Annotated in this window: 19 protein-coding genes; 6 read left to right on the plus strand and 13 right to left on the minus strand. The window is 71.9% G+C overall.

Going from position 1 to position 26,261, the window contains the following annotated elements:
- The first annotated feature begins 320 nt into the window (after nt 1-320).
- On the plus strand, nt 321-1,550 hold the full coding sequence (locus MXD59_RS18640; protein ID WP_248825950.1) for a TetR/AcrR family transcriptional regulator: 1,230 nt from the start codon (nt 321-323) through the stop codon (nt 1,548-1,550).
- Between the two features lie 149 nt (nt 1,551-1,699).
- Complete coding sequence (gene thrS / locus MXD59_RS18645; protein WP_163550370.1) at nt 1,700-3,676, plus strand: threonine--tRNA ligase; 1,977 nt, start codon at nt 1,700-1,702, stop codon at nt 3,674-3,676.
- A 74-nt stretch (nt 3,677-3,750) separates the two neighbouring features.
- Here thrS and MXD59_RS18650 read toward each other — a convergent pair whose 3' ends face one another.
- Both MXD59_RS18650 and MXD59_RS18655 read right to left on the minus strand, forming a co-directional pair.
- Nucleotides 3,751-4,491, minus strand: a complete 741-nt coding sequence (locus tag MXD59_RS18650; RefSeq protein WP_248825951.1) for a dienelactone hydrolase family protein — start codon at nt 4,489-4,491, stop codon at nt 3,751-3,753.
- 32 nt (nt 4,492-4,523) lie between these two features.
- A complete protein-coding gene (locus MXD59_RS18655; RefSeq protein ID WP_248825952.1) occupies nt 4,524-5,051 on the minus strand; it encodes a TlpA family protein disulfide reductase in 528 nt (175 codons plus the stop codon).
- A 505-nt stretch (nt 5,052-5,556) separates the two neighbouring features.
- On the opposite strand from MXD59_RS18655, the gene MXD59_RS18660 reads away from it, so the two are divergent.
- The gene (locus MXD59_RS18660) at nt 5,557-6,915 is read left to right on the plus strand and encodes a glutamine synthetase family protein (protein WP_248816004.1); all 1,359 of its coding nucleotides are present in this window, start codon (nt 5,557-5,559) and stop codon (nt 6,913-6,915) included.
- Nucleotides 6,912-10,094: a bifunctional [glutamine synthetase] adenylyltransferase/[glutamine synthetase]-adenylyl-L-tyrosine phosphorylase gene (locus MXD59_RS18665; protein ID WP_248825953.1), complete on the plus strand. Its 3,183-nt coding sequence runs from the start codon at nt 6,912-6,914 to the stop codon at nt 10,092-10,094. The genes MXD59_RS18660 and MXD59_RS18665 overlap by 4 nt, the downstream gene beginning before the upstream one ends.
- A 283-nt stretch (nt 10,095-10,377) precedes the next feature.
- Here the strand turns inward: MXD59_RS18665 and glnII are convergent, their stop codons facing one another.
- Nucleotides 10,378-11,451, minus strand: a complete 1,074-nt coding sequence (glnII, locus tag MXD59_RS18670) for a glutamine synthetase GlnII (protein ID WP_248825954.1) — start codon at nt 11,449-11,451, stop codon at nt 10,378-10,380.
- Nucleotides 11,452-11,750: 299 nt separating this feature from the next.
- On the minus strand, nt 11,751-13,175 hold the full coding sequence (gene glnA, locus MXD59_RS18675; protein WP_163547366.1) for a type I glutamate--ammonia ligase: 1,425 nt from the start codon (nt 13,173-13,175) through the stop codon (nt 11,751-11,753).
- A 181-nt stretch (nt 13,176-13,356) separates the two neighbouring features.
- Between glnA and MXD59_RS18680 the strand changes: the two genes are divergently transcribed.
- Nucleotides 13,357-13,836 carry an RDD family protein gene (locus MXD59_RS18680; protein WP_248816001.1) on the plus strand — a complete coding sequence of 160 codons (480 nt, stop codon included), beginning with the start codon at nt 13,357-13,359 and terminating at the stop codon, nt 13,834-13,836.
- 363 nt (nt 13,837-14,199) lie between these two features.
- On the opposite strand, the gene MXD59_RS18685 is transcribed toward MXD59_RS18680, so the two are convergent.
- The 5 genes from MXD59_RS18685 to MXD59_RS18705 form a co-directional block, all read right to left on the minus strand.
- A complete protein-coding gene (locus MXD59_RS18685) occupies nt 14,200-15,054 on the minus strand; it encodes a DUF4191 domain-containing protein (RefSeq protein ID WP_248825955.1) in 855 nt (284 codons plus the stop codon).
- Between the two features lie 98 nt (nt 15,055-15,152).
- Nucleotides 15,153-15,464, minus strand: coding sequence for a hypothetical protein (locus MXD59_RS18690; RefSeq protein ID WP_248825956.1), 312 nt, complete (start codon nt 15,462-15,464; stop codon nt 15,153-15,155).
- Nucleotides 15,465-15,656: 192 nt separating this feature from the next.
- Entirely contained in the window at nt 15,657-16,622 is a 966-nt protein-coding gene (lipA, locus tag MXD59_RS18695) for a lipoyl synthase (RefSeq protein ID WP_248825957.1), read from the minus strand.
- Nucleotides 16,619-17,419 (minus strand): lipoyl(octanoyl) transferase LipB, encoded by an 801-nt coding sequence (lipB, locus tag MXD59_RS18700; RefSeq protein ID WP_248825958.1) that lies wholly within the window; start codon nt 17,417-17,419, stop codon nt 16,619-16,621. The genes lipA and lipB overlap by 4 nt, the downstream gene beginning before the upstream one ends.
- A gap of 125 nt (nt 17,420-17,544) precedes the next feature.
- Nucleotides 17,545-18,288 (minus strand): Type 1 glutamine amidotransferase-like domain-containing protein, encoded by a 744-nt coding sequence (locus tag MXD59_RS18705; protein WP_248815996.1) that lies wholly within the window; start codon nt 18,286-18,288, stop codon nt 17,545-17,547.
- A 173-nt stretch (nt 18,289-18,461) separates the two neighbouring features.
- Between MXD59_RS18705 and MXD59_RS18710 the strand changes: the two genes are divergently transcribed.
- On the plus strand, nt 18,462-20,216 hold the full coding sequence (locus MXD59_RS18710) for a protein kinase family protein (protein ID WP_248825959.1): 1,755 nt from the start codon (nt 18,462-18,464) through the stop codon (nt 20,214-20,216).
- A gap of 98 nt (nt 20,217-20,314) precedes the next feature.
- On the opposite strand, the gene MXD59_RS18715 is transcribed toward MXD59_RS18710, so the two are convergent.
- From MXD59_RS18715 to MXD59_RS18730, 4 genes are all read right to left on the minus strand, one after another.
- Nucleotides 20,315-21,244: a TIGR01777 family oxidoreductase gene (locus tag MXD59_RS18715; RefSeq protein ID WP_248825960.1), complete on the minus strand. Its 930-nt coding sequence runs from the start codon at nt 21,242-21,244 to the stop codon at nt 20,315-20,317.
- Nucleotides 21,245-21,385: 141 nt separating this feature from the next.
- Nucleotides 21,386-22,816: a 2-oxoglutarate dehydrogenase, E2 component, dihydrolipoamide succinyltransferase gene (sucB, locus tag MXD59_RS18720; RefSeq protein ID WP_248825961.1), complete on the minus strand. Its 1,431-nt coding sequence runs from the start codon at nt 22,814-22,816 to the stop codon at nt 21,386-21,388.
- Nucleotides 22,817-22,968: 152 nt separating this feature from the next.
- On the minus strand, nt 22,969-24,351 hold the full coding sequence (lpdA, locus tag MXD59_RS18725; protein WP_248825962.1) for a dihydrolipoyl dehydrogenase: 1,383 nt from the start codon (nt 24,349-24,351) through the stop codon (nt 22,969-22,971).
- A 260-nt stretch (nt 24,352-24,611) separates the two neighbouring features.
- Nucleotides 24,612-26,144: a leucyl aminopeptidase gene (locus tag MXD59_RS18730; RefSeq protein ID WP_248825963.1), complete on the minus strand. Its 1,533-nt coding sequence runs from the start codon at nt 26,142-26,144 to the stop codon at nt 24,612-24,614.
- Nucleotides 26,145-26,261: the final 117 nt, after the last annotated feature.

A 26,261-nucleotide genomic window follows, 5' to 3' on the forward strand; every position in this document is an offset into this window, starting at 1 on the left:
CGTCCCGGCGTGCCATCCATGCTGCCACCGCCGACGGCCTCCTGCCGGCCCTCGGGGCAGCCCCGCCGACCTTCGTGGGCGGGTCCCGGCGGATGTCCCGGCCAGGCCCGCCGTCCCCGGGCGTCCGACGTCGGACGTGGAGCACCACGCCGCTGCCATGGCAAACGGATGCGTCTGGCGCCCGGGCCACGTATGCTGATCTTGAAATGACACCGGACAATCGACAGCAACGTGCGGCTCGACCAGGTGGCGGGTGGCCTATCCATGCGGACGCACAGGTACGGCGACCAGATCGCCGCGGTGAGCGGAAGGCGCGTCCGATGACAACGTCGGACGCCCGTCCGCCGCAGCCTCGTCGGCCAGCGGACCGGGCCCCCTCCGGGGTACGGATTCCGCGTGCCCCCGGCCGCCCCCGCGACCCTCGGACCGACGAGGCGATCATCGCCGCGGCGCTGCACGAGCTGGCCACCGTCGGGTTCGCCGGGCTGTCCATGGAGGCCGTCGCCGCGAGCGCCGGCGTCGGCAAGGCCACCGTCTACCGGCGCTGGCCGACCAAGGACGCCCTGATCGGCGACGCCCTCGACACCCTCGCCGACGAGGTCGACACGGTCGAGACCGGCTCCCTGCGCGACGATCTGGTCGCCTGGCTCAACGCCCTGCGCCGCCGCAACATGCACTCCCTGGCCGGGCGGATCATGCCCCAGCTCGCCGCGGAGCGCACCACCCACCCCGACCTGTTCGCCACCTACTCACACCGGGTGCTGGAACCATCCCGCCGGTGGGCGGCGGACCTGCTGCGGCGTGGCATCGACTCGGGTGAACTCGCGGCGGACGTCGACGTTGACCTGATCGTCGACATGCTCATCGGCCCGGTCTCCTACCGTCAGTACCTCAGCGGCGACCGTGAGGTCAGCGGCGGCCGCACCGCTCGCATCGTCGACGTCATCCTCGTCGGCATCCGCGCCCCGGCATCGGACACCGACCCGATCACCACTGCCACCGCCACGGCCGCCACTGCTGCCGCTGCCACTGCTGCCGCTGCCACTGCCGCCGGCGGCACGGGCCAGCTCCCGGCCGCGCCCGCTGTAGCCGCCGCGCCCAACGGCGCCCCGGCGTCGGGTACTGCGCCGCCGTCCCATGGCGTGGTGCCGTCGGGCGGTGTCGCCACGTTCAGCGGCGCGGTCGTGGCCGGTCCGCAGCCGGCGGGTGGGCAGCTGGCGACGCCTCGCCTGGTGGCCTATCCGGTGGGCGCTCCCTTCGCGCTGGGCCAGACCTATCCGGTCCTCGGCCGGTACCCGGCCTCGGCGCCCGGCACGGGTACGCCCGCCTCCGGGACACCCGACGCCGGGACACCCGACGCCAGCTCGTCCACCGCAGGCCCGTCCCACGCAGGCCCGTCCCACGTCAGCCCGTCCGAGGCCGGGACGCCGCTGGCTGGTGCGTCCGTCAGCGGGGTGGACGCGGCGGACCACGGCCATGGCGACGCGGACGGCGTCCCGTCGGACGAGCCGCGGGTGGTGGACGTGCGCGCGCCAGAGTCGTCACCGTGAGTGTGTGTGTTCGGGGGGTTCGGCCGGGACGCGGGTAGCATCGCGAGCGGGTCAGGAAAACCTGCCGTGGGCCGCCCTCGGGGCGGTTACCCGCCGGCCGCGGGATGATTGCCCGCGCTCAGCGTCCCAGCGCACACAGGAGAGTCTCGGTGTCCGACGTCCGCGTGACCGTCCAGCATGACCAGCGCAGCGAGCCGCGGGTGGTGCCGACCGGTACGACGGCCGCCAGCCTGTTCGCCGACGACCGTTCGGTCATCGCCGCGGTGGTCGACGGCCAGCAGCGCGACCTCGCTCATGTCCTCACTGACGGGGCCGTCGTCGAGGCGATCGCGCTGGACTCGCCGGCCGGGCGGGCGATCGTGCGGCATTCGGCGGCGCACGTGGTCGCCCAGGCCGTGCAGGACCTGTTCCCGAAGGCGCGCCTGGGCATCGGCCCGCCCATCGAGAACGGGTTCTACTACGACTTCGACGTCGAGACCCCGTTCACCGCGGACGATCTGAAGGCCATCGAGAAGAAGGCCCAGGCGATCATCAAGTCCGGTCAGCGGTTCGCCCGTCGGGTCGTCAGTGACGACCAGGCCCGCGCCGAACTCGCCGACGAGCCGTACAAGCTGGAACTGATCGGCCTGAAATCGAGCGCCGGTGACGACGCCGAGGCGAGCGTCGAGGTCGGCGGCGGCGAGCTGACCATCTACGACAACCTGGACGCGAAGACCGGCGATCTGTGCTGGAAGGACCTCTGCCGCGGGCCACACGTGCCGAGCACCCGGTCGATTCCCGCGTTCGCGATTCTGCGTTCGGCGGCCGCCTACTGGCGCGGTAGTGAGAAGAACCCGCAGCTACAGCGGATCTACGGCACCGCCTGGGAATCCCGTGAGGCGCTGAAGGACTACCAGACCCGCCTCGCCGAGGCCGAGCGGCGCGACCACCGCCGCCTCGGTGCCGAACTCGACCTGTTCTCCTTCCCGACCGAGATCGGCCCCGGCCTGTCGGTGTTCCACCCCAAGGGTGGCGCGGTGCGCACCGCGATGGAGGACTACTCGCGGCGTCGGCACACCGAGGCGGGCTATTCGTTCGTCAACACCCCGCACATCACCAAGTCCGAGCTGTACGAGATCTCCGGGCACCTCGACTGGTTCGCCGACGGCATGTACCCGCCCATGCAGCTCGACGGCGGCACCGACTACTACCTCAAGCCGATGAACTGCCCGATGCACATCCTGATCTACCGGTCGCGCGGCCGGTCGTACCGGGAGCTGCCGCTGCGGCTGTTCGAGTTCGGCACCGTCTACCGGTACGAGAAGTCCGGCGTGGTGCACGGCCTGACCCGGGTGCGTGGCCTCACCCAGGACGACGCCCATCTGTTCTGCGCCCGCGAACAACTGCCCACCGAACTCGACGGCACCCTGAGCTTCGTGCTCGGCCTGCTGCGCGACTACGGCCTCGACGACTTCTACCTGGAGCTGTCGACCCGCCCCGAGGGCAAGGCCGTCGGCACCGACGAGGAATGGGCCGAGGCCACCGACCTGCTGCGCGAGGCCGCCCAGAAGCAGGACCTCGAACTCGTCATGGACCCGGGCGGCGGCGCCTTCTACGGCCCGAAGATCTCCGTGCAGGCGCGCGACGCGATCGGCCGTACCTGGCAGCTGTCCACCATCCAGGTCGACTTCCAGCTGCCACAGCGGTTCGACCTCGAATACCAGGCCGCGGACGGCACCCGCAAACGCCCGTTCATGATCCACCGGGCCCTGTTCGGCACGATCGAACGGTTCCTCGCGATCCTGCTGGAGCACTACGCCGGTGCCCTGCCGCCGTGGCTCGCCCCCGTGCAGGTCGTCGGCATCCCGATCACCGACGAGCATGTGCCCTACCTGGACGAGATCGCCCGGCGCCTGTCCACCCAGGGCATTCGCGTCGAGGTCGACGCCTCGGACGAGCGCATGCAGAAGAAGATCCGCACCGCGCAGAAGCAGAAGGTTCCCTTCATGCTCCTCGCCGGCAACGACGACGTCGCGGCCGGCGCCGTCTCCTTCCGCTTCCGCGACGGAACCCAGCGCAACGGTGTCCCCGTCGATGACGCGATCGCCGAGATCCTCGACGCCGTCACCCGCCGCATCCAGGTCTGACGCAGACCCGGCTGTCGACGGCCGCCCGCGTAGGACGGGATCTCCGTCCCGTCCTACGCCGAGGCCGACGGCGGTCAGGGCCGGGTTTCGAAGACCTCGGTGAACAGGTTGATCATGGCGGTCCAGGCGCGGTCGGCAGTGCGCTGGTCGTAGCGGACGCCGGGGATGATGCCGTCGGTGATCGGGTCGGTGAAGCCGTGTTCGGCGCCGCCGTACAGGCGTAGCTCCCAGTCGGCTTCGGCGGTGCGCATCTCCTGCTCGAAGGCGAGGCGCTGGTCCGCCGGGACGATGGGGTCCTCCGCGCCGAGGCAGACCAGGACCCGTCCGGTGATCGCGCCCGGCCGTGCCGGCTGCCGGGTGGCCAGGCCCGCGTGGAAGCCGACGACCGCGCGCAGGTCGGCGCCGGCGCGGGCCAGCTCCAGCGCGATCGTCCCCCCGAAGCAGAACCCGATCGCGGCGACCTGCCCGGACGCGACCTCCGGCCGGGCCAGCAGCACGTCCAGGCCGGCCCGGGCCAATGCCCGCTGCCGCTCGGGCGTGGCCAGCAGCCCGGCGTAGCGGTCGCCGGAGCGTTCGGTGTCCGAGCGTCCCCCACCGCCGTAGTAGTCCAGGGCGAAGGCCGCGTAGCCGGCCGCGGCCAGGCGGCGGGTCCAGTCGCGGGTGTGGTCGGTCAGGCCGCCACCGCCATGGCAGACCAGCACCCCTGGCCGCGGCCCGTCGTCCCGTGCGTCGTCGACGGCGAACTCGCCGATCAGGCGCAGATCCTCGTAGCTGTACTCGATCTCCTGCGTGCGCATGGCACCTCCGCCGCTCACGATGCCCGTCCGGACTTTTCCGCGTCCAGCGGCTATGCCTCGGTGGACAGTCGGTCAAGGACGCCACCAAGATCATCTGTGGTGACGCCGGCGATGAAGCGGGCGGCGATCCGGCCGCGGGGGTCGAGCACGTAGGTCATGGGCAGACCGGCGACGCCGGGCCAGCGTGCGGCCAGGGTGCCGTCCTCGTCGACGATCGTGGGGTAGGGCACGGCGAAGGCGCGTAGGAAGGCCGCGGCGGTGCCTGCCCGCTCCTGGTGGTCCACGCCCAGGAAGGCAACGGTCGGACGCTGGTGGGCCAGCGTGACCAGGGCGGGTGTCTCCGCCCGGCAGGGCGGACACCAGGAGGCCCAGAAGTTGACCACGGTGACACGCCCCCGCAGTGCCGCGAGATCGACCCGTTGCCCCGACGGTGTCAGGCCGCTGGTCCGCGGCGCGGACCTGCGCTCGCTCGGCGCGGTGAAGGTAAGCCGCGACCGCCCGGTGCCCCCGTCCCCGTCGGCTGCCGTGGCCCCCGTGCTGCAGCTGGCCAGGCACAGACAGACCGCCACCAGAAGCATCGGGACGACATGTCGCCCCACCCCACGCCGGACCGCACCCGCCATCGGTCGCACGACATCTCCCTCGTCTGCCAATCTTCTACAACTTGTAGAATAAGCGTAGGACGGTAGGTGTGCCGTGTGCGTCGCGATTGTCGGCGGGGCTCCCGCGGGCCGTCCTGCCACCGGACCGGATGGACCCCGCTGGCCCGTTCATGCGACACGGTGCCATCTATCGCCCACGCCCTGTAGCGCTGTTTCCGGGGGCTGCGGGTGTGCAGGATGCACACGGGTCGTCGTGGGGGCGTTCGTGTCCGTTTTGCCCCCCACGGCGACCCGTGTAGGCGGATCTTGCTGGGGGCTGGTTGCGGGGAGTGGTGGGGGTGGGGGGCGGGTTGCTGTCTGTGCGGGTGAGGGGTGGTTTGGTCGCAGGGGATAGCCGGGCTGGCGGGTGGGGCGCTCGCTATGGTCGGTTCAGGTCGGACGGGCCCGTATCGTCGAGTCCTCACCTCAGTGCGGAGGCGTCATGGACAAACAGCAGGAGTTCGTGCTGCGAACTCTCGAGGAGCGGGACATCCGCTTTGTGCGGCTCTGGTTCACCGACGTCCTCGGGTACCTGAAATCCGTGGAGATCTCCCCGGCCGAACTTGAGGGGGCACTGTCCGAGGGCATCGGGTTCGACGGTTCGGCGATCGAGGGTTTCGCCCGGGTGCACGAGGCGGACATGCTCGCCCGGCCCGACCCGTCCACGTTCCAGGTGCTGCCCTGGCGGGGCGAGCATCCGCTGACCGCCCGGATGTTCTGTGACCTGGTCATGCCGGACGGGGGGCCGGCGGCCACCGACTCACGCTGGGTGCTGCGGCGCACGCTGGCGCGGGCAGCCGATGCCGGGTTCACCTTCTACACCCATCCGGAGATCGAGTTCTTTCTGCTCAAGGAGCCGCCCAGGCGCGGCGGGCCGATGCCCCCGCCGGTCGACGAGTCGGGATATTTCGACCTGACCCCGAACGACATCAGCCACGACTTCCGCCAGCAGGCGATCAGCATGCTGGAACGGCTCGGTATCTCGGTGGAGTTCAGCCATCACGAGGTCGCGCCGGGGCAGCAGGAGATCGACCTGCGATACGCGGACGCGCTCACCATCGCGGACAACATCATGACGTTCCGGCAGGTGGTGAAGGAGGTCGCGCTGCGCCAGGGCATCTACGCCACGTTCATGCCCAAGCCGTTCGGCGACCAGGCGGGCTCCGGGATGCACACGCATCTGAGCCTGTTCGAGGGTGACCGCAACGCCTTTCACGACCCGACGGACGAATACCAGCTGTCCAAGGTGGCGAAGTCGTTCATCGCCGGGCTGCTCACCCACGCCGCGGAGATCACCGCGGTCACCAACCAGTGGGTGAACTCCTACAAGCGGCTGATCGGCGACCAGCAGGCCGGTGAGGTGCTGGAGGCGCCCGCGTACGTGTGCTGGGGGCACAACAACCGTTCCGCGCTGGTCCGCGTCCCGCTGTACAAGCTGCACAAGACGCAGGCGACCCGGGTCGAGTTCCGGCTGCCGGACAGCGCCTGCAACCCGTACCTGACCTTCGCTCTGGTGCTGGCCGCCGGGCTGCGTGGCATCCAGGGTGGGTATGACCTGCCCGCACCGGCTGCGGACGACGTCTGGATGCTCACCGACGAGGAGCGCCGCGAGCGGGGGATCGCCGCCCTGCCCGGATCGCTTTCGGACGCCATCACGGTGATGGAGGGTTCGGCGCTGGTGCGAGAGACCCTCGGCGACGAACTGTTCGCGTTCTTCCTGCGCAACAAGCGGGCCGAATGGCAGGACTACCGGCGGCAGGTCACACCGTTCGAGATCGACCGGTACCTGCCCGTGCTGTGACCTCGCAACGGCACGGCGCTGCGGCCGGTGGGATCGACCATCCACGGGGAAGTTCGGTCGGCGCTCGTCTCGCCCGCCTCGGCTTCACCGACGTCGACCGGGTGGCCGCCGCCATGCGACGGCTGGCGCTGCTGCCCGCGGACGGAACCGGAGCCGGAGCTGAAGCCGGCGGCGGCGGAACTGACGCCGGAGCCGGCGGGTTCAGCCACCCGGTGGTCGCCGCCCTCGCGGCCTCGGCCGATCCTGATCTGGCGCTCGGTGGGCTGGAACGGCTGCTCGACGCGCTGGGTCCGGTGGACGGACCGGGGCTGCTCGCCGGGCTCGCGGCGCGGCGGGGCCTGCGGGAACGGCTGTGCGCGGTGCTCGGCGCCAGCCGGGCCCTGGGTGATCATCTGGCGCGCCGGCCGGGGGACTGGCAGGTACTGGACGCGGACGACCTGGCGACCGGACGGCCCGACGCGGCCCGGACCCGTGCCATGCTGCTGCGGGCGGTCGGCGCCGACCCGGACGCGCCGACTCCTCGGGCCGCGGCCGACACCACCGAGATCCTCGACGAGCTACGGCTGGCCTACCGCCGTGAACTGCTGACCGTCGCCGCCCGGGACCTGACCGGCGCGGTCGCCCTGGACGACGCGACCGCCGAACTCGCCGATCTCGCCGGCGCGGCCGTCGACGCGGCCCTGGCCATCGCCCGGGCGGGTCTGCCGGCCGAGTCCGCGCCGGTGCGCCTGGCCGTGATCGGGATGGGCAAGTGCGGCGGCCGCGAGCTCAACTACGTCAGCGACGTGGACGTCGTGTTCGTCGCCGAGCCGCCGAACGTCGAGGCTGACACCGGGGCTGGCCCCGATGCCGATGCCGATGCCGATGCCAAAACCGATGCCGGGGCCGGGGCCGGGGGTGGTCTCGAGGCGACGTTGCGGACGGCGGCGCGGCTGGCCGAGGGGTTGGTGCGGGCGGCGGGGCTGGTGACGTCGGTGGGGGCGCTGTTCCAGGTCGACACCAACCTGCGCCCGGAGGGACGCGACGGCGCCCTGGTACGCACGCTCGAGAGCCATCTGACCTACTACCGCCGCTGGGCGCGGACCTGGGAGTTCCAGGCGCTGCTGAAGGCCAGGCCGATCGCCGGCGACCGCGACCTCGGCGACCAGTTCTGCGCGCGGGTCGCCCCGCTGGTCTGGACCGCGTCCGCCCGGCCGAACTTCGTCGCCGACGTCCAGGCGATGCGCCGTCGGGTCGAGTCCACGCTGTCCCGGGCGGAGGCCGACCGTAACCTCAAGCTCGGCCCCGGGGGGCTGCGTGATGTCGAGTTCGCGGTGCAGCTGCTGCAACTCGTCCATGGCCGGGCGGACCCGAAGCTGCGGGAGAACGCCACGCTGGCCGCGCTCGACGGCCTCGTCCGCGGGGGGTACGTCGGGCGCCGCGACGCCGCGGCGCTCGCCGACGCCTATCGTTTCCTGCGCACCGCCGAACACCGGTTGCAGCTGCGCAACCTGCGCCGCGTCCACACCCTGCCCAGGGGCGAGCCCGAGCTGCGCTGGCTCGCCCGGTCGATGGGGATGCGCACGGCGGCGGAGTTCGAGGCCGCCCGGACCAGGATCGCGCACACGGTCCGCTCGATGCACGAGCGGTTGTTCTACCAGCCGCTGCTGGAGGCGGTGGCCCGGCTGTCCACCGAGGAGATCCGGCTTTCCCACGCCGAGGCGGCGCAGTGGCTGACCGCGCTGGGATTCGTCACACCACAACGGTCGCTGCGCCACATCGAGGCGCTGACCAGCGGAGTCAGCCGGACCGCGGCGATCCAACGGCATCTGCTCCCCACCCTGCTGCCGACCTTCGCGGACGGACCGGCCCCGGACGCGGGGCTGCTGGCCTACCGTCAGGTCAGCGAGGCGCTTGGCCGGGTGCCGTGGTACCTGCGGTTGCTGCGCGACTCGGTCGGCGCCGCCGACCGGCTGGCCAGGGTCCTCGCGACCAGCCCGTACGTCGCCGATCTGATGGCGCAGGCCCCGGAGTCGGTGCGGCTGCTGCGGACCGAGGCCGATCTGGTGCCGGTGTCCCGCGAGGCGCTGTCGCGCACGCTGCTGGCCATCGTGCACCGCAACCCGGATTCGGCGGACGCGGTCGGACGTGGACGGGCGGTGCGTCGGGTGGAGCTGGTCCGGGTCGCCTGCGCCGATCTGCTGGGCCTGCTCGACGTCGTCGCGGTCGGCCGGGCGCTCAGCGACGCCGCGGCGGCCACCGTCACGGCCAGCCTGCTCATCGCGCAGCGCCGGGTCGCCGGGGGCGACCCCGATCGGCTGCCCGCGCGGATGGCCGTCATCGCGATGGGACGCCTCGGCGGGGACGAGATGTCCTATGTCAGTGACGCCGATGTGGTCTTCGTCCACGCGCCCCGGGACGGATACGGCGAGCAGGAGGCGGGGCGGGCCGCCGCCGCGGTCGTCGGCGAGCTGCACCGGCTGCTGTCGCTGCCCGGACCGGATCCGGCGCTGCGCCTGGACACGGCGCTGCGTCCGGAGGGCCGCAGCGGTCCGCTCACACGCACACTCGAGGCCTACGAGGCCTACTACCGGCGATGGTCACGAGACTGGGAGTCGCAGGCCCTGCTGCGGGCCAGGCCGCTGGCCGGCGATCCGGAGCTGGCCTACGGGTTCTGCCGCCTCATCGACGCGGTGCGCTACCCGCAGGCACTGCCGGCGACGGCGCTCGCCGAGATCGTCCGGTTGCGTGGTCGGATGCGACGTGAACGGGTGCCCCGTGGCGTCGACCCGCGGCGGCACCTGAAGTTCGGGCCCGGCGGCCTCACCGACGTGGAGTGGGCCGTCCAGGTCCTGCAGTTGCGGCATGCCCGCGCGCTGCCGTCGCTGCGGACCACCTCGACCCTGGACGGGCTGCGCGCGGCGGTCCGTACCGGTCTGCTCGGCGAGGGGGACGCCGGTGATCTGCAGGCGGCCTGGCTCTCGGCCGCACGCATCCGCGGTGCGGGCACCCTGGCCGGGCGACGCGACCCCGATCTCGTCCCGACCGACCCGCAGGAAGCCGAACGCACGGCCCGGGCCGCCGGGTGGCCCGCCGGGGGAGGCGCGGACCTGTTCGCCGAACACCAGCGGCTTACCGGGCGCGCCGACCGGGTGGTGCAGGCCATCTTCGCCCGCGAGCAGACCGCGGGTTTCGGCTGAGTCAGTGCGGTCCAGGGTCAGTGCCGTCCAGGGTCAGTGCCGTCCAGGGTCAGTGCCGTCCAGGATCGCCGAAGGCCGGCCGTCCGAGGGCAGGAGTCCCGGACGGCCGGCCTTCGGCTGTCGCCTCACGTCGCGGTACACACCGTCGCGGCGCCGCGGAGTACATCGAGAAGCCGGGGCGACGTGCTCCCCCGCACGAGCGCCCCGGTTTGGGTCCGGCTGGCCAGATCAGATCAGATCGCAGATCAGGTTCGGATCAGGCCGAGTGGAGCGGAGAGGAGGGTCAGACGCTCGCGCCGGCGGTGACACCCACGAGGGTCGGGGTGCCCTGCTCCGGCACGAACAGAGTCGGCTTGTCGCCGGCCAGCGCGCTGCAGCAGGTGTCGACCATCAGGGCGGAGACCAGGTACGGGTCCATGTTGGCGTTCGGACGACGGTCCTCCAGCCAGCCCTTCTTCGCCTTCTCGACCGCCCACGGAATACGGACGGACGCGCCGCGGTCCGAGGCGCCCCAGGAGAACTTGTTCCAGGGGGCGGTCTCGTGCTTGCCGGTCAGCCGGTCCTGGATGCCCGTCCCGTAGTGGGTGACATGCTCCAGAACGCGGGTGCCCAGGGCCTCGCAACAGGTGACGATGGCGTCCCAGCCGGCCATCGTCTGCTTGGTGGAGAAGTTGGTGTGCGCGCCGGCACCGTTCCAGTCGCCGAGGATCGGCTTGGCGGCGAAGGACACCTCGACGCCGTAGTCCTCGGAGATGCGGTGCAGCAGCCACCGGCCCAGCCAGATCTGGTCGCCGATCTCGGGCGTCGGAAGCACGCCGATCTGGAACTCCCACTGGCCCATCATGACTTCGGCGTTGGTGCCCTCGATGGCGAGGCCGGCGTCGAGGCACGCCTGGGTGTGACGCTCCACGATCTCGCGGCCTGGCATCTTCGAGCCGCCGACGCCGCAGTAGTACGGGCCCTGCGGCGCGGGGAAGCCGACCTCGGGCCAGCCGTAGGGACGGCCGTCCTTGAAGAAGGTGTACTCCTGCTCGATGCCGAACATCGGCGACATGTCGGCGTACTTCTCGGCGACACTGCGGCTGAACGCCCGGGTGTTGGTCGGGTGGGGCGTGAAGTCGGTCAGTTCGACCTCACACAGCACCAGCCGGTTGTCGCCGCCCCGCAGGGGGTCGGGCGTCACGAAGACGGGACGCAGCACGCAGTCCGAGTTCGATCCCGGCGCCTGGTTGGTGCTCGAGCCGTCGAAGCCCCAGATGTCCGGCTCCTGGCCGTCCTTGACGATGCGCGTCTTGCTGCGCATCAGGGGGTCGGGCTCGGTGCCGTCGATCCAGATGTACTCGGCCTGATAACTCACTCAACTACTCCCCGCTGTTGATCCTGCACCTGACGGAGCGACTTTGTGATCGGCCTGGGGGAGGCCGACCCAGGCCGCGGTGACGGAGGGTTCGGTCGGAGCTTCGTCGGGCCTGGTTACCGAACCGTTCCGTAATTGTTAATTCTTTGTCTCTCGTGGGTGACTGTCGGCATTGCTGTCGGCAGCGTGACGGGATGTCGTGCCGGCCCGGCGCCGGATGTACCGGACCGGTGTCCGGCATTTTTCGGAACCTGGTCGGCACGGCCCGCCCGAAACATTCCGCCGACGGACTGCCCGGCTCAGATGTCGTAGTAGAGCGTGAACTCGTAAGGATGCGGACGAAGCCTGATCGCGTCGACCTCGTTACGTCGCTTGTAGTCCAGCCAGGTCTCGATCAGGTCGGGTGTGAAGACGTCGCCCTCACGCAGGAACTCGTTGTCCGCCTCGAGCGCGTCGAGCACCTTCTCCAGGGACCCGGGCACCTGGGGAACGGCGGCCAGTTCGTCCGGGGGAAGCTCGTAGAGGTCCTTGTCGATCGGGTCCGGCGGGTCGATCTTGTTGCGGATTCCGTCGAGGCCGGCCATGAGCATCGCGGCGAAGGCGAGATACGGATTGCAGCTCGGGTCCGGCACGCGGAACTCGACCCGCTTCGCCTTCGGCGAGTCACCGCCCAGCGGAATGCGACAGCAGGCGGAGCGGTTACGCGCGGAGTAGACGAGGTTCACCGGGGCCTCGTAGCCGGGCACCAGCCGCCGGTAGGAGTTCGTCGTCGGGTTGGTGAAGGCGAGCAGCGCCGGGGCGTGGTGCAGCAGTCCGCCGATGTAGTAGCGGGCGGTGTCCGACAGGCCGCCGTAGCCGTTGGCGCTGTAGAACAGCGGCTCGCCGTCCTTCCAGAGACTGGAGTGCACGTGCATGCCGGAACCGTTGTCCTCGAACAGCGGCTTGGGCATGAACGTGACGGTCTTGCCCCGGCTACGGGCCACGTTGCGGATGACGTACTTGTAGAGCATCAGGTTGTCAGCGGTCTTCAGCAACGTGTCGAACCGGATGTCGATCTCGGCCTGGCCCGCGGTGCCGACCTCGTGGTGCTGCATCTCGACGGTGATACCGGTCTCGTAGAGCACCCGGGTCATCTCGGAACGCAGGTCGGTGAAGTGGTCGGTGGGTGGGACGGGGAAGTAGCCGCCCTTGAAGCGGGGCTTGTAACCGAGGTTGCCCCCCTCCTCCTTGCGGGCGGTGTTCCACGCCGCCTCGACCGAGTCGACCTGGTGCATGGAGCCATACGGGTTGTAGTCGTACCGGACGTCGTCGAAGATGTAGAACTCCGCCTCCGGGCCGAAGTACGCGGTGTCGGCGATGCCGGTGCCGCGCAGGTAGGTCTCGGCCTTCTTGGCGATGTTGCGCGGGTCGCGCGAGTACTGCTCCTTCGTGATCGGGTCGTGGATGAAGAACGTCATGGCGAGTGTCTTGTGTTCACGGAACGGGTCGACAAAAGCCGTCTGCGGGTCCGGGAGCAGCAGCATGTCGGACTCGTGGATGGCCTGGAATCCCCGAATGGACGAGCCGTCGAACATGAGCCCGTCGGTGAACACCGACTCCTCGAATACCTGGGTCGGGATCGTGAAGTGCTGCATGATCCCGGGTAGGTCGCAGAATCGGACGTCGATGAACTGAACCTTCTCGTCGCGGATATAGCGGAGCACGTCCTCGGCCTTGGTGAACATTCGTCCTCCAGCCTCCTGTCACGCTTCCCGGTCCGTGGACCACGGCATGTCGAGATGTCTTTGGTCATGTCCCGGTAGGCGGATGACATCACAAAGTCGTTTCGATTACGTTACGGCAACCGACTTTATCACTCTTGGTGATCTCCTGGGCGCAGCTTGGTGTGACGGATAAGCTTGCGTCGTGGGACGAGCGCTTGGAGGCTGGCTCGAGGGGCCAGGCCTGCCGCATGACGAGCCGCCTGGCGTGCGGTTGGGGCTGCCGGAGCACGGCCGCGGCTCGGTGGTGGGTTTCGGCCCACGCCTGGCCGCCTACCTCATCGACGCCGTCGTCGCGAACCTCATGGTCGGGGTGCTGTTCCTGCTCGGCGTGCGGTACTCGACCAACGTCCGCGGCCTGGCGATCTATCTGATCTTCCTGCTGGAGGAGTTCATCCTGATCAGCGCCTCCGGGCAGACGATCGGGATGCGCCTGATGGGCATCCGGGTGATCCGGCTGCGGGACCGCGCGCTGCAGTCCTGGCCGTGGATCGCCCTGCGCACCCTGCTGCTCGCGCTGCTGGTCCCGGTCTTCATCTGGGACCGTGACCAGCGCGGCACGCACGACCGGGCCGCCGGCACCGTGGTGGTGCGCGACCCGGCCCGGCCCGACGCCACCACCTGAGCCCCGTTCGCCGGCCCGTCTGGTTCGCCGCTGGAGGGTGGCGGCCGGTGTGCGGGCGCGTCTCGCCCTCTCCGCACGTACCTGGAGATCTGGATCCAGCTGTCCGCGCCGCGGGGCTGCGCGTGCGGTGCGCCCCCACGGCGGACTCCGTCGGGCAACCCGGACTCTGGCCGGTCAGGTCGGTGGCGACACGGCAGCGGCATGATCCCGCTGCCGTGAGCCCGGTCTACCCGCGCGCACGGCGACCCAGCCCGCGCCACCGCCACGCCACGCGATCACCCCTGAAGCAGGATCCACCGACGCGGGTCGCGGTGGCGTCGGCCGGACGCCGGGATGCGCACCGACCGGTGGGGACCACCGTGATCAGCGGGGGCGGCCACCGCGAGGGATGTTGCGGGGGATGGGACCCTTGGGGATCGGTAGCGCCGCGCCCCCCAGCGCCCGAAGGCGACGGTCGAGGGTGTCGACCTCGCCGCGGGGGAGCGTGCGGCGCATCCGCATGAGGGTGCTCTGCAGCTTCGGAAGAGGTACTTCGCCCTCACCGCTGCCGATGATGATGTCGGTGACGGGGGTGTCTCCGACGGCCTTGCGGATGCGGCGCTTCTCGGCGGCCAGCAGTTCGCGGGGACCGCGGCCTCGACCCTCGGCGATGATGATCACGCCGGCTCGGGAGACGACGCGGTGCACCACGTCCTGGTTGCGGTTGATACCGACGGCGGGAGTGATTCTCCAGTCACCGCGCATGCGCTCGATGACGCCGGCCGCGGCGCCGGGTTTGCCTTCCATCTCGGCATAGGCGGTGCGCTGGACCCGCCGGCTGAACAGGTTCAGGGCGAGCACCGCGCCGAGCAGGATGCCGATCGGGAGCCAGATGTAAAGCGGGCCGACGAACAGACCGAGGAGGATGCCGAGAGCGAGGGGGCCGAGGAGCCCGGCGAGGGTGATCCAGAGGACCTGCGGGTCCCGCTCCCGGGTCAGCTTGAAGACAAGGCGCAGCTGGGCGAAGCGGGCCCGGAAACCCTTGCCCTGAGCCGCCGCGGCTTCCGCAGGCCCGCCGCGGCCGTTCGCGCTGGCGGCCCCGCGCCCCGCCGTGCCGGCGCTGCCGCCCCGCCCGGTGGCACCGCCCCGGCTGGATCCGTTCTTTGCGGCCGCTCCCGCGGACGCGTTCTTCTGCGGTGCCGCGGGGGCGGTGTCCCGTGGCTGCTTCCTCAGTGCCATGTCCGCGAGCCTACGGCCTACGGCCGCGTCACAGCAGGCCCGCTGCCACGACGGCGATCACGCAGCGGTGCTGATGATGCGGGCGAGGGGTCGGACGGTCAGCTGGGTGCGGCCGCGGCCGACGGCAGCAACCGCATGCCGGCACGACGAGAGCGGTCGCGTCGAGGAAGGTCGGCCCGCGGGAGATCGGCGAGCCCGAGCGCCGGCTCGGGTCTGCGCAGGTCGGCGAGGAGGGGGCCTGGCGCGGGGCGCACCGGGGTGATGGGGACGGGTTCGAGCCAGCTGCTGCCTCGGGAACCCTGCAGATCAGCGGCGGCCCGCCAGGCATTACGCCGGGCGGTCTTCTGGCCACCTTGGGGCAGCACGAGCAGAGTGGCCTCTTCGAGAACACTGAGTAGTGAACGGATCACGATGGGAACGACCTCCCGGGCGCGATCATAGGCACGGGTGGAGAAGGGATGTGCGCGCGAAGCGTTCAGCCGCGACGAAAGCCCCATCGCGACCTGGAGCGAGCTCGGTGGTGACCTGCGGTGAAGCTGTAGCGCCACCCTAACGCCCCCGCGTGGGTGCCCACCAGGCTCACCGTCACTGCGTGTGAGAAGTCACGGGTACGCTTGGGGAAATCCGGACAAGAGAGTGTGATCTTCGCCACGTGCGGTGATGGCCTGCTGGTAGAGCCGGCCCGCCCGGTAGGACGAGCGGACCAGCGGGCCGGACATCACCCCGGCGAAGCCCAGCTCGGCGCCGACCCGCTCCCAGTCGAGGAACTCCTCGGGGCGCACCCAGCGCTCCACCGGATGATGGCGCGGGGTGGGCCGCAGATACTGGGTGACGGTGAGCAGCTCGCAGCCGGCGGCGTGCAGGTCGCGCATCGCCTCGTGGACCTCGTCCGGGGTCTCGCCGAGGCCCAGGATGAGGTTCGACTTGGTCACCAGGCCGGCGGACCGGGCCTGTCGCAGCACGTCGAGCGAGCGTTCGTAGCGGAAGGCGGGGCGGATGCGCCGGAAGATCCGCGGCACGGTCTCGAGGTTGTGCGCGAGCACTTCGGGCGCGGCGGCGAAGACCTCGCCGAGCTGGTCGGGCTGGGCGCCGAAGTCGGGGATCAGCACTTCGACCCCGGTGTCGGGCGACAGCGCGTGGATCTGGCGAACCGTCTCGGCGTACAGCCAGGAGCCGCCGTCGGCCAGATCGTCGCGGGCGACGCCGGTGACGGTCGCGTACCGCAGGCCCATGGTGCGCACGGACTCCGCGACCCGCCGCGGCTCGTCCCGGTCGAGCGCGGTGGGGCGGCCCGAGTCGATCTGGCAGAAGTCACACCGGCGGGTGCAGACGTCCCCACCCACGAGGAAGGTGGCCTCCCGGTCCTCCCAGCACTCGTAGATGTTCGGGCAGCCGGCCTCCTCGCACACGGTGTGCAGCCCGGCGCCGCGCACGAGGCCTTTGAGGTCCTGGTACTCGGGGCCGGTGCGCAGCCGGGTGCGAATCCACGGTGGCTTGCGTTCGATGGGGGTCTGCGCGTTGCGGGCCTCCAGGCGCAGCAGCGGGCGGCCCTCCGGGGCGACGGTCATCCCACCAGCTCCTCGCGACGAACGGCGGCCTGCGGCTCACGGCCGGCGGCCTCGGACGGTGATATCTCGGACGGTGCTGCGGTGGACGGTGCTGCGGTGGATGGTGTTGGGGTGGATGGTGTTGGGGTGGACGTGGCCACGGGTTCGACGCGGGCGGTGATCCGGTCGCCCAGGTGGCGGCCACCGAGATAGCGGGCGAGGACGGCCAGGGTGTGCCGTTCGACGACCGGGCGGGCATCGGAGACGGTCACCGGCCTGCCGAGCTCCGCGGACAGGCTCGTCACCCCGGCATCGGAGATGCCGCACGGCACGATCTGAGCGAAGTCGCTCGGATCGGTCAGACAGTTCAGCGCGAAGCCATGGGTCGTGACGGCCCGGCGCACCCGCACACCGATCGCGGCGATCTTGCGCTGGCCGTCCGCCGTCCAGACGCCGGTGCGGCCCTCGACCAGGCGGGTCTCGAGGCCGAACTCGGCGCAACTGTCGATCAGGGCCTGTTCCAGGGCCCGGACGTAGGCCACCACGTCGAGCGGACGGGGCAGCTTCAGCACCGGATAGCCGACGAGCTGCCCGGGACCGTGCCAGGTGATGCGCCCGCCGCGGTCGACGTCGATCACCTCGGTACCGTTCAGGGGGCGCTCGAAGGGCTGGGTGCGCCGGCCCGCGGTGTAGACGCTGGGATGTTCGACCAGGATGAGGGTGTCGTCCGCCGCATCGGCCACCCGGGCCTCGGCGAGCGATCGCTGCAGGTCCCACGCCTCGCGGTAGGGGACGACGGCAAGCCTGAGAACGTCCACTCCGAAAGCGTACGCCGGAGCACCGACAGCCCCGGCCGGTACGAACCAGCCGCGACCGTCAGCGGTAGGGCGGGGACGGTCCGCGGCGCGGACCGTCCGGCGCGGGGCGGGTGCGGGGGTGGACGTCAGCGGGTGGTGTCGGGCAGTGCGCCGGGGAGCAGTCTGGGCTCGACCGGGGTCTCCACCGCGGTGCCGTTCGGTCCGGGTTCGACCCGCCAGGCGCGGGCGCCAGGGCGGTCGGCGACGGCCTCCACCAGGGCCGTGCCCCGAAAGTGCAGGCCGACCCCATCGTCGGTGGCCCAGCCGGCGGGGAGGGTGCCGTTGGCCACGAGACGCTGGTAGAGGGGACGGCGTCCGGGCTCGGAATCGTAGTGCGGGGTGTTGCTGAACGGCAGCAGGGCCAGGCCGTTCGTCACCGGGCGCAGTTGCGGCCCGAACGAGTCGGTGGTGCCGCCGACATGCCAGCACAGTGACCCGGCGGACACCCCGCCCAGGACGACACCGGCCTCCCACGCCGCCCGGAGGATCTCACCGAGCCCGTGCGTCGCCCATACCGCGAGCAGGTTCGCCACGCTGCCACCGCCGACCCAGATGACGTCCTGGGCCAGCAGGTGGGCCCGGATGTCGACGATGTTGGGCATCGGGAACAACGCCAGGTGGGACAGCACCACGTCCGGCCGATCCCGGTTGAAGGCCGCGTAGCCACGGGCGTAGGCGCTCTGGTCGTCGCCGAGGGCGGTCTGCAACAGGCACAGCCGTGGCCGTGGGCCGGCGCCGGCGAGTTCCAGGGCGTGGTGCAGGACGGGACCGACCCGCGCTCCGTAGCGGCCGTCGGGGAGGAAACCGGCGCTGGTGGCGAGGATCTGCACGGCACATCGCTTTCTGCTGGACGGACCTGGGCGTCGGAAAAAGTTATCCACAGCTGGCCAAGAAGTCTGCTGTATCGCCGGTTTTGAGCCTAGCGTCGCTACTTGTGACCTTCTCGGACGATCCCCCCGGCCGGCCGGCCCGGCGGGCTGGTGGCGCACCCGACGTGCCGGGCGTGAGCGTACGCTCACGGCTGCGGGGTGCGGGCGCCGGCGAGCTGTGGGCCGGGCAGATCGAGCAGTCCGGCGCGGAATGCGTGGTGCGGCGGGTGCGCCTGGCACCCGATCCGGTGCTGCGTTCCGCCGCGCTGGCCGCGGCGGAACTGACCGCCGAGCTGAGCCATCCCCATCTGGTGCCCGTGATCGCGGTGCTGCCGACCTCCGATGGCCTGGCGCTGATCACCGAACCGGTCGGTGGGGCGATCAGCCTCGCCCGGCTGCTGTCGGCTCGCGGCACGCTCGATCCCGGTGAGGTCGTCACCGTGGGCCTGCCGATCGCGCAGGCTCTGGGGGCCGCGCACGCCCTCGGCATCGTCCATGGCCGGCTCGGGCCGGAGGACGTCCTGCTGGAGCCGACCGGTCGACCGGTCCTGGTCGGCCTGGGCGTGGCCGCCCTGGCCGACGCGACCCGGGCGGCGGAGAAGTTCCCCCTGGCGGCCGCTGGTGATGTCCACGATCTGGCCACCATCCTGTTGGAGTCGATGCGGGAGGCGACCGGGCCGGAGGCGGCCGCGGTGGCGGTCGCGGTCGCCACGGCGATGGTCGACGACGCGCAGCGCCGGCCGAGCGCCGATGATCTGGCCGCGGTGCTCGCCCGCAGCGCGACGCCGCTACCCGTGCGCCTTGACCTGCCCGAACCCGAGGGTTCCGGAGCCGGTTTCGGCGCGGGCGGCGCCACGGTGCACGACCTGCCCGGCCGTCCACCGCAGGGGGACGCGCGGCCGCGGCTGCTCTCCGGTGCCCGTCTCGACCCGCCGGTCGGCGGCGCCGGTCAGGGCGGCGGGGGTGACTTCGACAGCGATGCGGGGGACAGCGAGCGCAGGTCCCGGTCGACCACCGGCGCCACCGCGCCCCTGGCCGGTGAGCTGCTCGATTCGCTGCCGGCGCTGCCCCGGCGGTCGACCTCGCCGCGGCGGGGCTCCCGCCCGTCCGGGCGTGGCCAGCCGGCGGCCAGCGCGGCCGGGGCGGCGGCGACCATCGATCGTGAACGACCGGGCGGCGACAGCCGGGACGCGCAGGCGCGGCCGGCGCCACCCGCGGCCGGTCCGGCCAGGCGTGAGGGCCGTTCGGGCGGGAACCGGCGGTCGCACCACGACGGCGGCCGTCGTGGTGGCTGGCTGCTGCCGACCACCGCCGGTGTCGGGTTGTTCGTGGCGGTGGTGGCCGCGGTGCTGCTGCTGACCAGCCCGTCCGACGACGGTGGCCCGGAGCGGGGCGCGCCGTCGGGATCCGCCGCCACCAATCCCGCCGTGTCCGGCGGGGCGGGGGCGGCCTCGGGAGCCGCCCGGCAGCCGACGGCCTCGCCGGTGGCCGGGCGCTCGGCGGAACAGGTCTGGCGTGGTGTGCTCGGTGAGCTCAACACCGCCCGCAGTCGGGCGTTCGAACGGGGTGAGGAGGCGCTGCTGACCGGTTCGGATGCGCCTGGCAGCCAGGCACACAACGACGACCTCGCCCTGATACGCGCGATCGTCAGCCGGGGTGCGCACTCGTCGCCGCTGCGCACCGAGATCCTCGCCTTGCAGGTGCGTTCCAGCTCCTCCGAGCAGACCGTCCTGCGGGTCACCGACCGGCTGGGGGCCTACGACTTCCTCGACGCCGGGGGTGAGGTCGTCAGCCATCAGAACGCCAAGAACCCCACCGAGCGAGATCTCGTGCTCGTGCATCTGGCGGCAGGCTGGCGGGTGTCGCAGTCGTTCACCGTCACCGGCTGACCGTCGTCCACCGGCCGTCGTCCACCGGGCTGCCGGCTGGCTGGGAGGAGGCGGCGGCAGCGGTAGCGGCCGTGGCGGAACGCGGCGGCGGGCGCGGGTCAGGGCTCGCGGATCAGTACCGAGCGCAGGGCGTTGTCGATGGCGGGCTGGGTGAAATGGAAGCCCGCGTCGGTCAGCGCGGCCGGCGTCAGGCGTTGGGAGGCGAGCACGCCCTCCTCGGCGAATCCGCCGAGGGCGAGGCGCAGCGCGACGCGGGGCACGACGGCGAACGCCGGGCGGTGCAGCACTCCGGCGAGCGCCGCGGTGAAGCGGGCGTTGGTCACCGGTTCGGGTGCGACCAGGTTCACCGGGCCGGCCACGGTCGCGCCGGGGGCGTCGGGGGTGTCGTCCAGCAGGAAGCGCAGCGCGCGGACATGATCGTTCAGAGTGATCCAGCTCAGCCACTGGCGGCCGGAGCCGAGCCGACCACCGAGGCCGAACCGAAACAGCGGCAGCTGCCGCGCCAGCGCTCCGCCGTCCGCGGCGAGCACGACCCCGGTGCGCAGGGTGCAGACGCGAATGCCGGCGTCCCGGGCTGGCTGGGCCGAGGCCTCCCAGTCCGCGACCAGCCTGGCGAGGAATCCGTCGCCGGGCGGCGCCGACTCGTCGAGTGGGCCGGCATCGCCACCCGCGTCGGTGCCGTACCACCCGATGGCGCTGCCGGACAGCAGCACCCCCGGTCGCGGGCTGAGGCCGGCGAGGGTACGGGCGAGCAGCCTGGTGGTGTCGATGCGGCTGGTGCGCAGCGTCTGGCGGTAGGACGTGGTCCAGCGATGGTCGCCGATGCCGGCGCCGGCGAGGTGAATCGCGGCGTCGACGCCGACGAGTGCCGCCGGGTCCAGCCGGCCGGCGACCGGATCCCAGCTGATCTCGCCGGGGGCACGGGGTGGACGCCGGACGAGGACCTGCACCTCGTGCCCGTCGTCACGCAGGGCAGGCACGAGCGCCGAGCCGATCAGACCGGACGCCCCGGTCACCACGATGCGCATGGCTGCTCATCGTGGTCGGTCGCGGTGCGCGATGCGAGCCGACCGGCCACGATGAGCCAGATATGACCACAGGGGCAGGCGTGGGGGACCTGGGCGGGTCGCCAGGTCCCCCACGCCTGCCGGCGAGCTACCTGCGGCGGGCTAAAGGCCGAGGTCGGCCTCGAAGGCACCTTCCTCGAGCCGCCGCTTGATGAAGGTGAGGAAACGGGCGGCGTCCGCGCCGTCGACGATCCGGTGGTCGTAGGTCAGCGACAGGTAGACGCTGGAGCGCACGGCGATGATCTCGCCGAGGTCCGGGTCGTCGATGACCGCCGGCTTCTTGGTGACGATCCCGGTGCCGAGGATGCCGACCTGCGGCTGGTTGAGGATCGGGGTGTCGAACAGGGCGCCCCGGCTGCCGGTGTTGGTGAGGGTGAACGTCCCCCCACCGAGCTCGTCCGGGGAGATCCTGTTCGCGCGGGTGCGGCTGGCCAGGTCGTCGATCTTGCGGGCCAGGCCGGTCAGGTTCAGGTTGCCCGCGCTGTGGATGACCGGCACGACCAGGCCGCGCTCGGAGTCCACGGCGATGCCGAGGTTCTCGTCACCGTGGTAGGTGACGGTCCCGGCGTCCACGTCGATGCTGGCGTTGAGCTGCGGGAACTCGCGCAGCGCCTCGCAGGTGGCGAGCGCGAAGAACGGCAGGAACGACAGCTTGAGGCCTTCGCGGGTGGCGAAGCCCGCCTTGGCCCGGTCCCGCAGCTTCGCGATGCGCGTCACATCCGCCTCGACGACGGTGGTCAGCTGGGCGCTGATCTGCAGCGACTCCACCATCCGCCGGGCCACCAGGGCCCGCAGCCGGGACAGCTTCTCCGTGCGCCCACGCACCGGCGCGGCGGGTGCCGTCGACGGTGCGGCGGGTGCCGCGGGAGCGGGTGCCGCCGTGGCGGGAGCGGGAGCGGGAGCGGGGGTGGCGGGGGTGGCCGGAGCGCCGCCGGAGCGGGCCGCGTCCTGGATGTCCTGCTTGGTGATCCGACCGCCGGGGCCGGTTCCGGCGACGTCGGCCAGGTCAACGCCGAACTCGGCCGCCATCTTGCGCACGAGCGGGGTGACGTAACGGCCGATGCCGCCGTCGCCGTTGGCCGAGGCCGCGGGTGCGGCCGCGGCCTGAGCGGGCACCGGCTGCGGCGCGGGTGCGGGCACCGGCGGCGCGGCGGGAGCCGGAGCCGGAGCCGGAGCGGGCGGCGGCGGAGCTGCGGCCGCGGGCTTGGCCGGCTCCGGGGTCGGTGTGGGTTCGGGCTCGGGCGCCGCGGGGGGCTCGGCCGCGGCGGCGGCCGGGGCCGCCTCGCCGCCGCCGGACCCGTCGTCGATGACCGCGAGCTCGACACCGACCTCGACGGTCTCGTCCTCGGCGACCTTGATCGAGCTGATGACGCCGGAGGCCGGGGCGGGGATCTCGGTGTCAACCTTGTCCGTGCTGACCTCAAGAAGCGGCTCGTCGGCTTCGACGCGCTCGCCTTCCTGCTTCAGCCATCGGGTGACGGTTCCCTCGGAGACACTCTCCCCGAGCCGGGGCATCGTGACAGATACAGACATGCTGGAACGACTCCTTCGTCGCAACCGGCATGCACCGCGAGAGCGGCCGGCCGGAGCGTTTGACGCCGTGTCTTTGCGTGCTGGGGGTCTGGACCCGCTGGCGGTGGTGCGTACCAGCGGTGGTACGTACGTGGGTTGCCGGCGACCCGCGGCTAGCCGTGGACGTGCAGCGGCTTGCCGGCCAGCGCCAGATGCGCCTCGCCAAGGGCCTCCGACAGGGTGGGATGCGGGTGGATGAGCTGGGCGACCTCGGCCGGTTCGGCCTCCCAGTTCGTGATGAGCTCCGCCTCGGCGATCAGCTCGCCGACCCGGTCGCCGACCATGTGGACGCCGACCACGGGGCCGTCGGGCAGCGCCACCAGGGTCACCGCTCCGGCGGTCCGCAGGATCTGGGCCTTGCCGTTGCCGGCCAGGTTGTAGGTGAAGGTGCGGATCTCACCGTGCCGCTCCCGGGCCGCTGCCACCGTGAGCCCCACGGAGGCGACCTCGGGATGGGAGTAGGTGACCCGGGGGATGTTGTCGTGATCGACGGGCACCGGGTTGCCGCCGGCGAGCCGTTCGGCGAGGTAGATGCCCTCGGCGAAGCCGACGTGGGCGAGCTGCGGACCGGGGCGCAGGTCACCGAGCGCGGAGATGGTCGGGATGTTCGTGCGCAGTTCACGGTCGACCAGGACGTGGCCGCGGTCCATGGCCACCCCGACCTCCTCGAAGCCCAGGCCCGCCGAGACCGGCCCGCGGCCCACCGCGACGAGCAGCAGCTCCGCGTCGATGGTCGTGCCGTTCTCCAACGACACCGTCACGCCGTGGTCGGTGGTCTTCACCCCGGCGAAGCGGGCGCCGAGCTCCAGCGTGATGCCACGCTTGCGGAACGCGCGTTCCAACAGGCGGGAGCTGGACTCGTCCTCGAGTGGGACGAGGTGCGCCAACGCCTCGACGATGGTCACCTCGGCGCCGTACGAGCGCCACACCGAGGCGAACTCGCAGCCGATCGCCCCGGCGCCGAGCACGACGACGGAGGCGGGTACCCGGTCGAGCGTCAGCGCGTCGTCGCTGGTGAGGACCCGCTCGTGGTCGATCTCGAGGCCGGGTAGCGATCTGGGTCGCGAGCCGGTGGCGAGCACCACGTGCCGGCCGGTGACCACCCTGTCCCCGACGGAGACGGCGGTCGGGGACACCAGACGCCCGACACCCTCGATGACCTCGATGCCGCGCGAGCGGATCAGCCCGCTCAGCCCCTTGAACAGGCCGGCGACGACCGAGTCCTTGTAGGCGTGGACCTGCGCCATGTCGATGCCGTCGAGGGTCGCGCGGATCCCGAAGGCCTCGCTGTCGTTGATGGAGTCGACGATCTCCGCCGAGTGCAGCAGCGCCTTGGTCGGGATGCATCCTCGGTGCAGGCAGGTGCCGCCGAGCCTGTCCTTCTCGATCAGGGCGACGCTGCGGCCGAGTTCGGCGGCGCGTAGCGCGGCAGCGTACCCACCGCTACCGCCGCCGAGAACGACCAGGTCGACGGGACCGGCCGCTGAGTCCGCCACGCCTTGGGTCCCTTCTCGTTGACGTCACGAAACCCCGCCAGACTGGCCCGCCTCGCGCGGTTTCGTTGTGCGTTGCCTGGTGGGCCGGCGTTCTGGGGCCACGACTGTCACATCACGTCGGTCCGAAGCCAGTCTTTCACGCCGCTACCCGCCCGCCGCTCGGATGGGGGAGTGCAATGCGTCGCGTGCGCCGGCCATGGGCGCGAGCGGATGCGGGTGCAGATGTGATAGCGGGTGCGGATGCCCGCACCCGTACCTGTTCAGTCGGTGCGGACCGCCTGGTTCTCGGCGAGTCGCACGAGGGTGCGGACAATCACGCCGGTGCCGCCTTTGGGCGTGTGCCCGTAGGGCTCCCCGCTGTTCCAGGAGGGCCCGGCGATGTCGAGGTGCGCCCATGGGAGGTCCTCGGCGACGAACGCGCCCAGGAAGTGGGCAGCCACCAGCATTCCGCCCTCGCGGCTGCCGCCCGGCGCGACGTTGGCGAGGTCGGCGACGGTCGAGTCGAGGCCCTTGCGCAGCTCCGGCGGCAGCGGCATCGGCCAGACGCTCTCCCCGGCGTCCGCCGCCGCGGTCGCGACCGTGTCCAGCGCGTCGCCCCGGCCCATCAGCCCGCTGGTGCGCTGGCCGAGCGCGACGATCTGGGCGCCGGTGAGCGTCGCGACGTCGACGATCATCGCCGGTGACTCCTCGGCCGCGCGCACGAGCGCGTCGGCGAGCACGAGCCGCCCCTCGGCGTCGGTGTTGAGCACCTCGACCCGCTTCCCACCACGCATCGTCAGCACGTCGGACGGTCGGATGGCCTCCCCGGAGGGCATGTTCTCCGCGCACGGCAGCCAGCCGACCACGGTGATCGGCAGGCGCAGCCGCGCGATCGCGATCAGCGCGGCGAGCACCGAGGCGGCGCCCGCCATGTCGGCCTTCATCCATTCCATCGCCGTGGACGGCTTGAGCGACAGACCGCCGGAGTCGAAGGTGATGCCCTTGCCGACCAGCGCGATCGCCGGATGCACGGCGTCGTCACCGCGCCACTCGAGGCGGATCAGCCGCGGTGGGTTCACCGATCCCTGCCCGACCCCGAGAATCCCGCCGTAGCCACCTTCGGCCAGGGCGGTCTCGTCCAGCACCTCGACCCCGATCCCGGCGGCGCCGGCCTGCTCGCGGGCGAGGTCGGCGAGCAGCGCCGGGGACAGGTGGCTTGGCGGTGTGTTCACCAGGTCCCGCACCAGCCGGACCGCCGCCGTGGTGATCACGGCCCGGTCGACCTCGGCGGCGGCCAGCGGCAGGCTCGACTCGTCGACGACGAGGGTGAGCTCCTGCACGGGAGCCGGCCGCCCCGCCGCCGAGACCGTCCGCAACTGGTCGAAGGTGTAGGCGCCGAGCAGCGCGCCTTCGGCGACCGCCCGCACCGACTCGGTCGAGACCGCCCCCGGTGCGGCGGCCAGGGCGAGTGCCACACTCGAGCGCCCGGCGCTCGCCCGCACCGCTGTTCCGGCCGCGCGGCGCAGAACCTCGGAGTCCAGGGGCGCGTCCTCGGTCGGGCTCGGCCCCAGGCCCACCGCGACGACGGTCGCCGCCCGCACTGCCCCGAGCGTCGCGAACCGCACCACCTCCCCGACCCGTCCCGTCGCGCCCAGCGAGGTGAGCACGTCCACGAGCCGCCCGTCGAGGGCCTCGTCCAGCCCGCCGGCGCCGGTGGTGACCTCGAGCCCGTCCGCTCCGGTCGTGGTCGCGATCACCACCGCGTCCACCGCGAGATCGACAAGGGCTGTGGCGCTGGGCGCGAGGCTGGTCATGCGGTGAGCGTATTGAACGAGACGATGCCCTCGCGGCCGCGGTGCCGACATCGGTGTCGACAGCGGCGCTGGCCGTTATGGGGGGTCGCTCCGGGTTGGCCGCCGACCGGGTCGGGA

It is taken from the genome of Frankia umida (assembly GCF_023242945.1).
GTDB lineage: Bacteria > Actinomycetota > Actinomycetes > Frankiales > Frankiaceae > Frankia > Frankia umida.